15 protein-coding genes are annotated in these 14,267 nt (G+C 46.1%); 9 read left to right on the top strand and 6 right to left on the bottom strand.

Translation table 11 applies throughout. The annotated features are described in order from the left end of the window. Positions 1-28 precede the first annotated feature (28 nt). From lgt to AACM02_RS11515, 4 genes are all read left to right on the top strand, one after another. A complete protein-coding gene (lgt, locus tag AACM02_RS11530) occupies positions 29-928 on the top strand; it encodes a prolipoprotein diacylglyceryl transferase (protein WP_214063273.1) in 900 nt (299 codons plus the stop codon). Between the two features lie 65 nt (positions 929-993). Continuing rightward, entirely contained in the window at positions 994-2,226 is a 1,233-nt protein-coding gene (locus AACM02_RS11525; protein ID WP_214063274.1) for an FprA family A-type flavoprotein, read from the top strand. A gap of 44 nt (positions 2,227-2,270) precedes the next feature. Next, complete coding sequence (nagB, locus tag AACM02_RS11520) at positions 2,271-3,080, top strand: glucosamine-6-phosphate deaminase (RefSeq protein WP_214063275.1); 810 nt, start codon at positions 2,271-2,273, stop codon at positions 3,078-3,080. Positions 3,081-3,091: 11 nt separating this feature from the next. Then, positions 3,092-4,237 (top strand): alkaline phosphatase, encoded by a 1,146-nt coding sequence (locus tag AACM02_RS11515; protein ID WP_214063276.1) that lies wholly within the window; start codon positions 3,092-3,094, stop codon positions 4,235-4,237. A gap of 16 nt (positions 4,238-4,253) precedes the next feature. On the opposite strand, the gene AACM02_RS11510 is transcribed toward AACM02_RS11515, so the two are convergent. From AACM02_RS11510 to AACM02_RS11500, 3 genes are read right to left on the bottom strand one after another with little or no spacing between them, the layout of a single operon-like run. Further along, on the bottom strand, positions 4,254-4,814 hold the full coding sequence (locus AACM02_RS11510; RefSeq protein WP_214063277.1) for a hypothetical protein: 561 nt from the start codon (positions 4,812-4,814) through the stop codon (positions 4,254-4,256). Between the two features lie 45 nt (positions 4,815-4,859). Continuing rightward, complete coding sequence (locus AACM02_RS11505; RefSeq protein WP_214063278.1) at positions 4,860-5,456, bottom strand: DUF4126 domain-containing protein; 597 nt, start codon at positions 5,454-5,456, stop codon at positions 4,860-4,862. Between the two features lie 57 nt (positions 5,457-5,513). Then, on the bottom strand, positions 5,514-5,852 hold the full coding sequence (locus AACM02_RS11500; RefSeq protein WP_339117075.1) for a GNAT family N-acetyltransferase: 339 nt from the start codon (positions 5,850-5,852) through the stop codon (positions 5,514-5,516). A gap of 113 nt (positions 5,853-5,965) precedes the next feature. Here AACM02_RS11500 and AACM02_RS11495 point away from each other — a divergent pair, with 113 nt between their 5' ends. After that, complete coding sequence (locus tag AACM02_RS11495; RefSeq protein ID WP_339117074.1) at positions 5,966-6,829, top strand: alpha/beta hydrolase family protein; 864 nt, start codon at positions 5,966-5,968, stop codon at positions 6,827-6,829. On the opposite strand, the gene AACM02_RS11490 is transcribed toward AACM02_RS11495, so the two are convergent. Continuing rightward, positions 6,759-7,568, bottom strand: a complete 810-nt coding sequence (locus AACM02_RS11490) for an MBL fold metallo-hydrolase (RefSeq protein ID WP_339117073.1) — start codon at positions 7,566-7,568, stop codon at positions 6,759-6,761. The genes AACM02_RS11495 and AACM02_RS11490 overlap by 71 nt on opposite strands. 40 nt (positions 7,569-7,608) lie before the next feature. On the opposite strand from AACM02_RS11490, the gene rfbD reads away from it, so the two are divergent. Then, the gene (gene rfbD / locus AACM02_RS11485; RefSeq protein WP_339117072.1) at positions 7,609-8,547 is read left to right on the top strand and encodes a dTDP-4-dehydrorhamnose reductase; all 939 of its coding nucleotides are present in this window, start codon (positions 7,609-7,611) and stop codon (positions 8,545-8,547) included. Further along, entirely contained in the window at positions 8,544-10,118 is a 1,575-nt protein-coding gene (locus tag AACM02_RS11480) for a peptide chain release factor 3 (RefSeq protein WP_339117071.1), read from the top strand. Before rfbD ends, AACM02_RS11480 begins: the two co-directional genes overlap by 4 nt. A 23-nt stretch (positions 10,119-10,141) precedes the next feature. Here AACM02_RS11480 and AACM02_RS11475 read toward each other — a convergent pair whose 3' ends face one another. Both AACM02_RS11475 and AACM02_RS11470 read right to left on the bottom strand, forming a co-directional pair. Beyond that, positions 10,142-11,941, bottom strand: coding sequence for a MutS-related protein (locus tag AACM02_RS11475; protein WP_339117070.1), 1,800 nt, complete (start codon positions 11,939-11,941; stop codon positions 10,142-10,144). Then, on the bottom strand, positions 11,941-12,849 hold the full coding sequence (locus AACM02_RS11470; RefSeq protein WP_339117069.1) for a mechanosensitive ion channel domain-containing protein: 909 nt from the start codon (positions 12,847-12,849) through the stop codon (positions 11,941-11,943). Before AACM02_RS11470 ends, AACM02_RS11475 begins: the two co-directional genes overlap by 1 nt. 83 nt (positions 12,850-12,932) lie before the next feature. Here AACM02_RS11470 and AACM02_RS11465 point away from each other — a divergent pair, with 83 nt between their 5' ends. Together AACM02_RS11465 and AACM02_RS11460 are read left to right on the top strand one after the other, a co-directional pair. Next, complete coding sequence (locus AACM02_RS11465) at positions 12,933-13,763, top strand: tetratricopeptide repeat protein (protein ID WP_339117068.1); 831 nt, start codon at positions 12,933-12,935, stop codon at positions 13,761-13,763. A 97-nt stretch (positions 13,764-13,860) separates the two neighbouring features. After that, positions 13,861-14,262 carry a transcriptional repressor gene (locus AACM02_RS11460; RefSeq protein ID WP_339117067.1) on the top strand — a complete coding sequence of 134 codons (402 nt, stop codon included), beginning with the start codon at positions 13,861-13,863 and terminating at the stop codon, positions 14,260-14,262. The last annotated feature ends 5 nt before the right edge of the window (positions 14,263-14,267 follow it).

Genomic DNA, 14,267 nt, shown 5'->3' with positions numbered 1-14,267 from the left:
TCTTATCTTTGCTCCAAATTCAACACAGATGAATACATTATTAACCGTAACATGGAATGTAGATCCTACAATTTTTACTGTTTTAAGCCGTGAAATCCGTTGGTACGGATTACTTTGGGTTATCGGGTTAATTGTGGCCGTGTACATTGTACAGAGAATCTACAAGAGTGAAAAACTTCCCGAAAAGTGGTTCGATTCACTTTTTGTCTACATGATGCTTGGGATCATTCTTGGTGCCCGGTTGGGACACTGTTTGTTTTACGAACCGGAATATTACCTGGCAAACCCCGTGGAGATGTTGAAAATCTGGGAAGGAGGGTTGGCAAGTCACGGAGGGGTCATCGGCATTATTATTGCCGTTTGGCTGTATTCAAAAAGGGTCACCAAAAAGAGCATGCTTTGGACTTTCGACCGGGTAATGGTCCCCACAGGGTTCACCGCTGCGATGATTCGTTTTGGGAACCTGATGAATCACGAAATTTACGGCGGCCCCACCGATCTGCCCTGGGGATTCCGTTTTATTGATAATGTGGGATTATGGATGCGCGGCGCAGAACCGGTCTATACAGAACCTTCTCATCCAACGCAAATTTACGAAGCCTTGATATACCTTCTCGTTTTCGGAATTACCATGTATATGTACTGGAAAACGAACGCCAAAAATCGACAGGGATTGATTCTTGGTGTAGGCATTGCATTGATTTTTATAGCCAGGTTTTTTATTGAATTTGTTAAAAATGTACAAGTGGATTCCGAAATTGCCATGCGTGAAAATACAGGATTAATCCTCGGGCAATGGCTCAGCATACCGTTTATTATCTGGGGATTGTGGCTGATTTGGCGGTCAATGAAAAGGAAAGCTGAACTTCCGGTTCAGAAAGAGAAGATCAATGCAGATTACAGCCAAAACGTTAAACCGAAGAAATAGGGTTAAGAGCGAAGGAAATGAAGACGTTAAACTTTTAAACTGTAAACTTTATACTTTAGACTGTAATGTACAAACCATTTGAAATCAAAGAGAACCTGTTTTACGTCGGAGTAAACGATCGGACAAAACATCTTTTCGAAAATCTTTGGCCCTTACCAAAAGGAGTATCTTATAATTCGTACATCATTAACGACGAAAAAATTGCGTTGATAGATACCGTGGATATCTGTTATGCAGATGTTTTTTTCAATAAAATCCGTTCCGTTTTAGGGGACAAGCAAATCGATTATCTTATCGTCAATCATATGGAGCCTGATCATTCCGGTTCCGTGGAACTGCTTAAGACCCGTTATCCCCAGATAAAAATAGTGGGAAACAGCCGTACAGCGGAAATGCTGAAAGGGTATTACGGTATTACTGATAATGTAGTTGTCATAGAAGATAAAGAAGAACTGAACCTGGGAAAAAACAACCTTCAGTTTTACCTGACCCCCATGGTCCATTGGCCGGAGACAATGATGACTTACGTAAAAGAATCAAAAACATTGTTCTCTGCAGATGCTTTCGGTACATTTGGCACTCTAGACGGAGGGGTAACGGATATACAACTCAATCCGGAGCGATACTGGGATGAAATGATCCGGTATTATTCCAACATCGTAGGGAAATTCGGATCTCCTGTACAGGCTGCTCTGAAAAAACTGAGCGGGATGGGGATCGAGACAATTTGTTCTACTCACGGCCCCGTATGGACGCAACCCGATACCCTTGGGAAAGTGGTGTCGCTTTACGACCGGTTAAGCCGGTACGAGTCTGAAAACGGATTGGTCATTGCATACGGAAGCATGTACGGAAACACGGAACAATTGGCAGAAATCATTGCCGCAGCGGCAGCCGAAAACGGCGCCAGGAACATCATTATGCACAACGTTTCCAAGAGCCACGAGTCGGAAGTGTTGAGGGATATCTTTAAATATCGAGGGCTCATAATCGGCTCACCCACGTACAACAATAAACTTTACCCGGCTGTGGAAAGCTTGTTGTCGGCTTTACAAAACCGGAACGTGAAAAATAAATTTTTCAGTTTTTTCAGTGGACATACCTGGGCAGATGGAGCCAAAAGAGAGTTGAAAGCATTTGCTGAAGGCATGGAGTTCGAAACGATTTGTGAGTCGGTGGAGATGAAGCAGTCACTGAACAGAAACGTGATGGAAAATGCGTATGCGTTAGGTAAGGCTATGGCTGAGAGGCTTCATTCGGGCGATGCCGTCATACCGCATAAGACTACCTGTCATTGACCATTAACGATTTGCAATTATAACTTATTATTTTTTAAAAATATATGCGACTAATTATTCAATCCGATGCCAACCAAATGGCACAGTGGGCAGCAAACTACATCGCTGCAAAAATTAACAAGGCGAATCCAACTTCGGAAAAACCCTTTGTATTGGGGCTTCCTACCGGTTCTTCACCGCTTTTGACATACAAAGCGTTGATTAAGCTGTACGAGTCAGGCGTGGTGTCGTTTGAGAACGTGATAACTTTCAATATGGATGAATACATAGGTTTACCCAAAGACCATCCGCAGAGCTATTACACGTTCATGTGGCAAAACTTTTTCAACCATATCGATATCAAGAAGGAAAATGTGCATATCCTCAACGGTATGGCGGAGGATCCGGAAGCCGAATGCAGGGCGTACGAAGATGCCATGAAAGATGCCGGTGGCGTAGACTTGTTCCTCGGTGGGATAGGCCCCGACGGACACATCGCCTTTAATGAGCCGGGGTCGTCACTTTCCTCACGTACACGAATCAAAACGCTCACAACCGATACCGTCATCGCCAATTCACGCTTTTTCGATAACGATGTGAACAAGGTGCCTAAGACGGCTCTCACAGTGGGAGTGGGGACGGTTCTCGATGCTAAAGAGGTGTTGATTCTGGTGAACGGCCATCACAAAGCGCGTGCACTGTATCATGCTGTTGAGGGCCCCATCAACCAGATGTGGACGATCAGCGCGCTGCAGTTGCATCAAAAAGGGATTATCGTCTGCGATTACGATGCCTGTGCCGAACTGAGAGTAGGCACTTATAAGTATTTTCTGGATATTGAACACGACAATTTAGATCCCGAATCATTGTTATAACAAAGTAGATTATGAAACAACGACAGGTAACAATCGCATTGGCTGCGGGAGTGATGTTGCTTTGCAGCTTCAGCTCTTTTGCACAGGAAAAAACCAAAGACGTTACGTTGTATCAGGGTGGGGAAGCGTATGCCGTTAAATCCTTCCCCTCGTCATTCGTAAACAAAACACCGAAGAACGTTATTCTTTTTATTGGGGATGGGATGGGAGTTTCGCAACTTTTTGCGGGGCTCACCGCAAATAGGGGAAGTTTGTTTATCGAAAATTGTAAATATATCGGGTTCTCAAAAACTTCGTCGGCCGACCGGTACGTAACCGACTCGGCAGCAGGAGCCACTGCCATTTCCACGGGAACCAAAACCTACAATGGAGCTATAGGTGTGGGGCCCGATAAGAACCCGATAAAAACAATTCTTGAAGAAGCGTCGGAACAGGGAAAAGCGACCGGACTGGTATCCACCTCTTCCATTACCCACGCAACACCGGCATCCTTCATAGCACATCAGCCGAGCAGAAGCCAGGAGGAAGATATTGCTACCGACTTTCTCAAAACCGATATTGATGTTTTTATCGGTGGAGGGTATGATTTCTTCGCTAACAGAGCGGACGGGCGTAACCTGTTGCATGACCTTGTCCGTAAAGGCTATGCCGTAGAAAGGGAGTTAAGCGGAATTGAAAATTTCAAAGGGAAAAAATTAGCCGGCCTAACGGCGCCAAAAGGGAATCCGCGCGTATCGGAACGCGGGAATATGCTCCCGGTTTCCACACAAACAGCTATTCGTGTTTTGCAGCAGAATGAAAAAGGTTTTTTTCTGATGGTGGAAGGTTCATTTATCGATTCTGGCGGCCACGGAAATAACACCGTTCAAGTGGTTGAAGAGGTGTTGGACTTTGACCAGGCCGTAGGTAAAGCGCTTGAATTTGCTGCCGGTAACGGGGAAACGTTAGTTATCGTTACTGCTGACCACGAGACCGGAGGGATGGCTATTCTTGATGGTTCCGTTGAAACGGGAATGGTAAAGGGTGGCTATGCAACGGGCGGACATACGGGAGTCATGGTTCCCATCTTTGCTTACGGCCCGGGAGCATCGGAGTTTATCGGAATTATGGAAAATACCGATATTCATGCCAAAATCCGGAATTTTTTGTTGAAATAAAAGCTTCGGGATAATTTCAGAAAATAGTTATCCTTACACCAGGGGTATGCCCCTTTATATCGGTAAGTTTACCGTTAAAGAAACTGTATTCAAACAAGGTGTCTCCTACGCGTGATATTTTGTTTGTACGGAAGTCATATTCTATGCGGTAATTCCCGATCCGGATAATTCTTCCTGAACTGAAATCATATTCAATCCTGTGCGGTCCCACCTGTTTCAACCTATCCGTGGAAAACTCGTATTCCAGGTCATAAGGACCTATCTTTCTTAACTTTCCACTCATATTGTCATACAGTCGGACTCCATTTCTTCTCAAGACCTCGAAATTATCCAACATGCCGTTATGTATGCTGAACAGTAAATCATCGTTGATGATTATTTCAGCCGACATTCCGCTTCCGGATTCATTAATTTCTATATCCGCGGGATTTTCAGTTTGGTGGGCATATTCCCATGTCCCGTCGTCGTATAGAAATACTTTAGTGCCGTCCCGGGTGTATGCTGTCTGTTGTGCATTTGCTTGAGCGCAGAATAACGGCAATAATAGTATAATCAGTAGTTTAAATGATATTTTCATGCGGTTCTGATGTTGTAATTGTATGTCATCCGGGACACAAGAAACTCAGTCTCCCTGATGTGATGTTAATTTTCTTTTTTTGAGCAAATTTTTATATACCAGCCGCAATACAACCACCACAAAAATGACCAGGATAACGGCAACCAGGATGGGCGTGAACAGCGACAGGATTGAAAAACCGGTGGCGGCGACGCCTTCTCCGGTTGAAACGACGGGATTTCCTGCCCCGGCAGTGAATTTAGTCGATAGAAGGCGGGTTACGGCACTTCCGCTTTGAATGGTGGCAGCTGCTCCCCCGCCCACGACAAACCCTACTATCCATTTCATCCACTCACTGTCGGAAGGGAAAACCGATGTCATCAACAGCGTGCCTGCTGCCACTGATAAAGGCGTGGCTATACTGTCCAGCAAGTTGTCAACAAAAGGAATATAATACGCCAATACTTCAACGACAGCCGCAACGCCAAAGCTTAACAATGCCGGAACAGAACTCATCCACGAAAAGCTCTCACCCAACGGCAAAATCCCAAAATGCGAAGCCAATCCGGCAACCAGAAGCGGTATGAACACCCGGAACCCGGTACTGGCACTCAATCCGATGCCGAGCGCCACGGCACTGATGGTTTCTACGTTTAATTCCATAGTTAAAGGAGGTGTTTTTAAAAGTTTTCCGTATGCTTAAAACGTTTTTTTGACTTACTAAAAACCTTTTGGTTTAACACCACATGCGTCTCCCGTGGGCTCATCATCTGTGCGGTGCCAGATATCCTTGAACCCTTCGGGGTTTCGCCGGAATTTTGCCAGGATATACGAACACGACGGAATGACTTTATATCCGTTTTTGCGGGCATACTTTACCAGCTCATCAAACAATTTGCCGGCAATTCCCTGCCCTTCCAGTTCGGGACGGACGCCGGTGTGATAAGCGTTTAAAAGATTGTTTTTCACTTCAAAATCGAGTTCGGCAACCTGCCTGCCTTCTTTCTCGATGAAAAAGCTTCCTGTGCCGTTGCTGTTGCTTTTAAATTGTATATCCATTTCTTTAAATCATTAATTTCAGGTATAACAATTGCTTCGTCAATGGGTTCAAAAAATTCATGTCAATTGCGGTCAAATGGTTATCTTTGGAAAAAATTTATTCACACACGATCATGATAAAACGTCTTTCATTCAGCAGCCTGTTTTTAATAGGGTTATCAGCAGTGCTTTACGCTTCAAAAGTAGATACGGTCAATGTCTTCAGCCCCTCTATGCAAAAAGAAATCAAAACGGTGGTAATCATTCCCGATGCTTATTTGCAAGAAACGGAATTTCCGGTTCTTTATTTGTTACACGGTTACAGTGACAATTACGGTGGGTGGGTTAACAAAGTGCCTGCGGTGAAAGAGTTGGCCGATTGGCACAATATGATTATCGTTTGTCCCGATGGAGCTTACGGGAGCTGGTATTTCGACAGTCCCGTGGATCCTGCATTTAAGTTTGAAACTTTTGTATCGAAAGAATTGGTGGATTGGGTGGACAAGAACTACAAGACCGTCCGAAAACGCGAAGGACGCGCCATTACCGGATTAAGCATGGGTGGCCACGGCGGATTGTACCTGGGATTTCGCCATCAGGATGTCTACGGTGCTTGCGGAAGTATGAGTGGTGGAGTAGATATTCGTCCTTTTCCCAACAACTGGGATCTGGCAAAACGGTTGGGCACGCAACGTGAAAACCCCGATAACTGGGAGAAGAACACTGTAATGAATCAGTTGCATTTGCTTACGCCCAACTCCACTAGAATAATAATCGATTGCGGTTCCGGTGATTTCTTTTACGAAGTAAACGTCAGGTTACATCAGGAACTTCTTTACCGGAATATACCCCACGATTTTATCTCGCGCCCCGGTGTGCACAACTGGGAATATTGGGCAAACGCCATTAAATACCAGGCGTTGTTTTTCAACGATTATTTTGATGCGGGGAAGGCATCATCTTCTCCATCTGCGAATACGCATCGTGGAAGAAGATGAGCGTCGCATTTTGCGTCTTGGCCTCGTCCAGAAAACGTTTTTTCTCTTCCATGGCCAGTGCGGCGTTATTGTCGTAGGCCGATAACCAGCCGAGCGGCAGATGTGCCGAAGTAGGGACAACATCTGCGGGGAAAACGATTTTTTCTCCCTCATTTTCGAAAAAGAGGACTATCTGTCCGGGTGTATGTCCATCGTAGAGCTTGAGGGTTACGTTTTCACAGAGCGGTTGTTCCGATTCTATCAGCCGGAGTTGTCCTGCCTCGAAGACAGGTTCAATGTTTTCCTGGAAAAACGAAGCCGCTTCGTAAAGCATCGGTTTTCTGTAATTATCCCATTGCGCCCGACTCAGCCAGTAAGTGGCCCGGGGAAAAGCAGGGACAACCTCCTGTTTCCCGTTAAAAACCGTTCCTCCGCCACAGTGATCAAAGTGGAGGTGGGTAAGTATAACATCGGTTACTTCGTCAGGCGAATAGCCGATTTTTCCGATTTCGGCCCTCAGGTCTTTCAAATTGTGCGGCTGGTAGAACTTCAGCTTATTCAATTGCTTGTCGCCCGCCCCACAATCTACCAGTATTTTATGTCGGTCGGTTTCAATGAAGAGGCATCGCATTGCCATCAGGCACATGTTGTTGTGGTTGCTTGGATACCGTTTGTGCCAGTATTTTTTGGGTATGGGCCCAAACATGGCTCCGCCATCTGCCCAGAAATAACCTGTCTCAATTATGTGGAAATTTGCCATTTTCGTAGTACTTTTGTGCAAAAGTAAAAAGAAAAGTGTAATGGCTATCTACACAGGATCAAATAAACATCTTGGGGGAACGGAAACCGTCACCCGGAAACAGACCGTTTTTTACGGACTGGTTCAAAAAAACGTTTTGGTCACCGGAGCAAACGGACAACTGGGACAAGAACTGAAACAACTGGCGGAAAAAACAAATTCCCCCTTCCGGTTTATCTATACCGACGCAGATGTGCTGGATATTACCGATGCGGGGCAAGTACAGCACTTTGTATCGGAATACTCCATTGAGTACGTCATTAACTGTGCAGCCTATACGGCTGTGGATAAGGCTGAAGCCGATGAGGAAGTGGCGTACAGGATCAATTGCACCGGTGCGGAAAACCTGGCCAGGTCGGGTGCAAAAATAATTCATATCTCTACTGATTATGTGTTCGACGGCACGGCCAGTACTCCCTATAAAGAGGATGCCTCCACGAATCCGTTGTCGGTTTACGGAAAATCGAAACTGAAGGGCGAAGAGGCGATTCGGGAGTTTGCCGAAGAGTGGATAATTATCCGTACTTCGTGGCTCTATTCCGAATTTGGAAACAATTTCGTGAAGACAATGCTCCGCCTCATGAATGAGCGCGATAAGCTAAACGTCGTTGCCGACCAATACGGAACACCTACCTACGCCGCCGACCTGGCAGAGATGATTCTGGTCATCCTGGAATGTGAGGAGTGGAAATCGGGCGTTTATCATTTTTCCAACCTGGGGGAAACCACCTGGTTCAAATTTGCAGAAAAAATAAAAGAGTTGGCTGCCGTAGGCCGTTGCCGGTTAAATCCCGTTCCTGCCCGCGAATACAAAACAGCCGCTGTACGGCCAATGTACAGCGTATTGGATAAATCAAAAATTCAATCGGCTTTCCGTGTCGTCATTCCGCAATGGGAGAACGGGCTGGAGAGATGCATTGAAAAGCTTACAAACAGATGACATTAGAACAAGAGATTCAACGCCGGCGAACGTTTGCCATCATCAGCCATCCCGACGCGGGAAAAACCACATTAACGGAGAAACTGTTGCTTTTTGGCGGGGCCATACACGTGGCGGGAGCCGTGAAATCAAACAAGATAAAAAAAACCGCCACATCCGACTGGATGGAGATCGAAAGGCAACGCGGGATTTCCGTGGCCACTTCCGTGATGGGGTTTGAGTACGGCAATTATAAAATCAATATTCTCGACACACCCGGGCACCAGGATTTCGCAGAAGACACCTATCGTACACTGACGGCTGTGGACAGCGTAATTGTGGTGGTAGATATTGCCAAGGGCGTGGAAACACAAACCCGCAAGCTGATGGAGGTGTGCCGTATGCGTCATACGCCGGTGATGATCTTTGTGAACAAGCTTGACCGTGAGGGAAAAGATCCGTTCGAGATCCTGGATGAACTGGAAGAAGAGCTCCAGGTGGCGGTACGGCCATTGAGCTGGCCGATCGATATGGGTGAACGTTTCAAAGGAGTGTATAACCTCTACCGGAACAGCCTCGATTTGTATCAGCCGAGTAAGCAAATTGTTACGGAATCGGTGCACCTGGATATTCAATCGCCTGAAGTAGAGAAGCGTATAGGGAAAAAGCTGTCGGAGAAGTTGCGAAACGATGTGGAACTTATTTCGGAAGTGTATCCCGGATTTAACCGGGAAGAGTACCTTGCCGGGAAACTGGCACCTGTCTTCTTTGGTTCGGCACTCAACAATTTCGGGGTAAAAGAGTTGCTCGATTGTTTTGTGGAGATTGCTCCGTCACCGCGGGCCGTACAGACCGAAGAGCGTGTGGTGGACCCCTACGAAGAGTCCTTTTCCGGATTTGTCTTTAAGATACATGCCAATATGGATCCCAATCACCGGTCGTGCATAGCTTTTGTGAAGGTCTGTTCGGGCAGGTTCGAACGCAACGTCAATTACAAGCATGTGCGGTATAGCCGGTTAATGAAGTTTTCTTCGCCCACGGCCTTCATGGCTCAGAAAAAAGAGATTCTGGACGAAGCTTTTGCAGGAGATATCGTGGGCTTGCCCGACAACGGAAACTTTAAAATTGGCGACACCCTCACTGCTGGAGAGGACCTTCATTTTAAGGGATTACCCAGCTTCTCGCCGGAGATGTTCAAGTACATCGAAAATGCCGACCCGATGAAGTCGAAACAACTGCAGAAAGGGGTGGAGCAACTGATGGACGAAGGGGTGGCACAGCTTTTCACCAACCAGTTTAACGGCCGCAAAATCATCGGAACCGTCGGACAGCTTCAGTTTGAAGTAATCCAATACCGCCTTTTGCACGAATACGGTGCGCAATGCCGTTGGGAACCCATTAACCTTTATAAAGCGTGCTGGATAGAAAGTGACGATGCGGCGCAACTGGAAGATTTCAAAAAGCGTAAATATCAGTACATGGCTAAAGATAAAGAGGGTAGGGATGTGTTTCTGGCCGAATCAAACTATCTGTTAATGATGGCGCAGCAAGACTTTAAAAACATTGCCTTCCATTTCAATTCCGAGTTCTGACGAACATTTCCAGGATTCATCCGCTATTCCGTAATGCCCATGCTTTTCATCAGAAAAGAGGCATTCATGGTCCGGGCAATTCCCTGCTGAAGCTTGTAATCGAAAGAGAGGAGGTCGTTTTCAATTTTTGCGTCGAAGTGAAAGTTTGCGATCTCTTGCGGGTATTCATTCTCCAGTTCTCCCAACGTTAAATCGTGTGTGGCAATGATGCCGTTTCCGCCTAACTTCACCAGCCGTTTCATGAGTTGGGAAGAACCCTTTTGCTTGTCGTGAGAGTTCGTGCCTTTCAGTATCTCGTCCAGGATAATGAACAGGTCGTGTTCTCCCGACTCCAACCGTTCGATAATCATTTTCAGCCGTTTGAGCTCGGCGAAAAAATAGGATTCGTTGTTTACCAGAGAATCGGCTGTGCGCAGGTTTGTCAATAACTGGCCCGGACGATAACTCATGGATTCGGCACAAACGGGCAGGCCGGCCCCTGCCAGCATGTAATTTACACCGACAGTACGCAAATAAGTACTTTTCCCGGCCATATTGGCTCCGGTAACAATCATGAAAAACGGTTTCCGGAAAACGTTGATATCGTTCTTTACGCATTTACGGCGCGGAAGGAGCGGATGCCCCATTTTTCTTGCCCGGAAAGGGAGTGATTCCTCAAACGTGGGAAACACATAATCGGGGTTGTTTGCGGCAAACGTGCCCATGGATACCAGCGCATCAACCTGTGCCAGTGTAGAGAACCATTTTTCGATTTCCACAGCATGGCGTTGCATCCATTGTTCTATCTTCAGCGCGTAAACAACATTCCACAAAAAAAGAGGATTCAGGAGAAGAAAAACGGGTACGGCAAAAGCCAGATCAAGGTTCCGGCTGTATTGTGCCAGTTGCTTAATGGCAGCTGACGCACTTTGCCGTTCGTTTTTTATCGACTGTTGCAGCGACTGTAACTGTACACTTTCGAAGCTGGTCGTTTCCATCAATTTTAACAGGTCGGCATACGATTCCAGCACTTTTGCCTTGTTATCGAATAAAGACCGGATCTGCTTCACCTTCTTCATGGGGATAACCGAAACCAACAATGTTGTAAAATACAACAAGGTGATTGCCGCTCCGCTTGTCAGTCCGGCCAGCGCCAGTGCAATGGCCAGTACGTATAAAGCAGGAACAACCCAGGTGGCAATTTTCCATAATGAAGGCCGGGGAAACAGTTCCTGTTTCCTACAAAGCTGTTTGATGGAACGATTATCGAATAATTTATCGTCCGATAACATCCCAATTGTCCTGAAGCTGAGGCAGAAATCTTCTTTCTCCGAAAGCTCTTTTACAGCAAGCTGCCTTATGCGGATTTCTTCGCTGTCCTTAAGCGGACTTCCTACTATCCCGGCAAGAGCTTCTTTCCCCATGGCAAGGCTGGTTCGGTTGAGCATTTGAAAAACAGACCTTTCCCCAAAAATATCTAAATCAAAGCTGAAGCTGTGAGCGGGATCCACATGCTCCGGTGCGCCGTCGAAAGGCGAGAAATCGTATACAAAGGCCTGGAGTTCGTTCCCGGCTATCCGGGCCAGCGCTTCTGATTTGGCTTTTTTAAACAGTAAATTCTTATGCCTGGCCAGCAGGGCCAAGAAACAAACTCCGGTTACCGCGGCAAAGAGAACAGCCAGTAAAGTATTTTGATGAAAAAAATAGGTAAGCGCTGAACCGGTCAAAAAGACGAAGAATCGTAAAAGACTGTTCGCATTGAGTTCTTTCTTGTACCTGGCAGCAGCATTGAGCTGATTTTCGGCAAGCTCCCGGTACTTGGCTATTCTTTCGGTAACAGGCATTAATTGGCGTTTTGTTCGGTTGAGTTGGCCAGATGGACGGTCATTTGACGGAAAGGGATCACCAGGCCGCGCGCATTGATCTCTTTGTATACCTCCTCATTCAGGTCGTGGGTAACATTCCAGAAGTCGTTTAAATTCACCCAGGCCCTCAGGGAGAAATCGATAGAATCTTCGTTCATTTTGGTCATCCGGGCAAACGGCTCGGGATCTTTCAACACCAACGGATGCCTGTTGGCAATATCCAGCAGCATTTTTTTTACTATATCCACATCGGTTCCGTATTCAATGCTCGCTGTAATTTCTACCCGCCGGGTGGTTTGTGTGTTGTAATTGATGATGTTTCCGGTCGACAGCGGCCCGTTGGGTATGTAAATGGTTTTGTTGTCGGCTGTGGTTAGCGTTGTATAGAGAATACCGATGCTCTGAACGGTTCCCGCCAGGTTCTGCGCTTCAATGTAGTCGCCGCCTTTGAAAGGCTTGTTGAAGAGCAACATCACGCCTCCGGCAAAGTTGGCCAGGTTGTCTTTTACAGCCAAGCCAACCGCCAGCCCGGCCGAAGCAATCAATGCCGCCAGAGAGACGGTTTGTGTTCCGACTACGTTTATGATCAACATAACGAGCAGTACGAAGAGAAAGATATCGAGCAGGTTCTTTAGAAAACCTTTCAGGGCGATATCCATTTGCCGTCTCGACATGATCTTGTCTGCCAGTTTTCGGATTTTACCGATTATCCATTTCCCTACAAAAAAGATGAGGAGAGCTACCGCAAGTTTGCCCAGGAAATCAATTCCCCACGTGAGGGATTGTTGTCCTAACTCCTCAAAGCGGCCATCTTTGATCATCTCGGCAACTTTTCCTCCGGTTTTTACTGCTGCGGAATCGGCAGATACAAAAGTATTTAATAACATAGTTTATTTCTTTTAAATGCAATTGAGGGCGCAAAGTTACAAAAAATGAGCTAATTTTGTCGTTCATTTGATCGGGTAGTACAATGAAATATATTTTGAATTTTCTCTTGCTGCTGTTTTGCAGTTTTTCAATATCGGCCCAGACCGATACCTATAACGGATGGATCGACAAATCGGCAAAGTTTATCGAAAATAACCGGCTCGACAGTGCTGCTGTTGCCTTGCAAAAAGCCATGAGGCTGGATCCGGCTAACGAAAATAATGCTGTGCTCCTGTTGAATCTGGGAATCCTGCAACGTCAGCTCAGACAGACCGATGACGCTTATATTTCATTCACGGCATCCCTTGGGAACAACCCCGATCCGGTGTTGGTGCTTCATAACCGGGCTTCCCTTTTGTGCGACTTGGGCCGTTTTGATGAGGCGATGGAGGATTACAACTCTATTATTGATAAACAACCGGCAGACGTGGAGGCCTATTACCGCCGGGGATTGCTGTTCCTGGAAAAGAACGACCGGAAAGGTGCCGAAGCCGATTTCAGAACCTGTGAAAGCACGGACCCCGGCAGCTTGTTCACCAAGCTCAGCAAGGCGTTGATCTTCAAACTTGATGATAACTGGACCGAAGCCGAGAAAATTTATACCGATATCATCAACACAACTGTAAAACCCAGCTCGGCATATTACCTTAACAGGGCCGAATGTTACGTGAACACCGACCGGTTCTCGAAAGCCGCCGCGGACCTTCACGCTGTCGAAAGCGACGAAAAGGCAAATCCCTATTTTTATGTTTTACGCGGCCGGCTTCGGTTGGATCAGTTTGACAAGTTTGCCGCCAGAGTTGATTTCGAAAAGGCAAAAGAGTTGGGATACGATGCGGAACTGGCCGATAAATGGATTGAGAGGGCCAGGTAATCCATCATTTTAATATTTTTTAAATTACCCGGATACCTCATTTTAATGAAATAGTGTTACATTTGCAACAATGTTGCATTTGTAAGATTATAGCATTATGACAGTCGAGAATATTTTACGCGATTACCATTTAAAAAGTACAACCTGTCGGAAGTTCATTCTCAATGAGTTGCTTCGAAGCCAGACGGCTCTGACTGAACACGAAATAAAAACTTCGTTTCCCGATCTTTTTGACCGTGTTACGTTTTATCGAACGCTCAAAACGTTGGAGGACGCCGGTGTTATCCACAAGATTGTTTTGCAGGACAACACAACCAGGTATGCCGTTTCCAAGAAACCTTTCCACGAACAAGATATTCATTCCCATTTTCATTGCTGCGTTTGCAACGAGGTCTTTTGTATTCAAAACAAAAGCCAAATAAACATAGAATTGCCGCAAGGGTTTGTTCAACACCGTGTTTCGATGATTGTAGAAGGTGTCTGTGCTGCCTGTAACTGATGTAA

The sequence above is a fragment of the Petrimonas sp. genome (assembly GCF_963921705.1).
GTDB classification, from domain to species: Bacteria; Bacteroidota; Bacteroidia; order Bacteroidales; family Dysgonomonadaceae; genus Petrimonas; species Petrimonas sulfuriphila.
The sequence above is the reverse complement of the archived record's forward strand: the minus strand, read 5'-3'. Positions and strand labels throughout refer to the sequence as shown.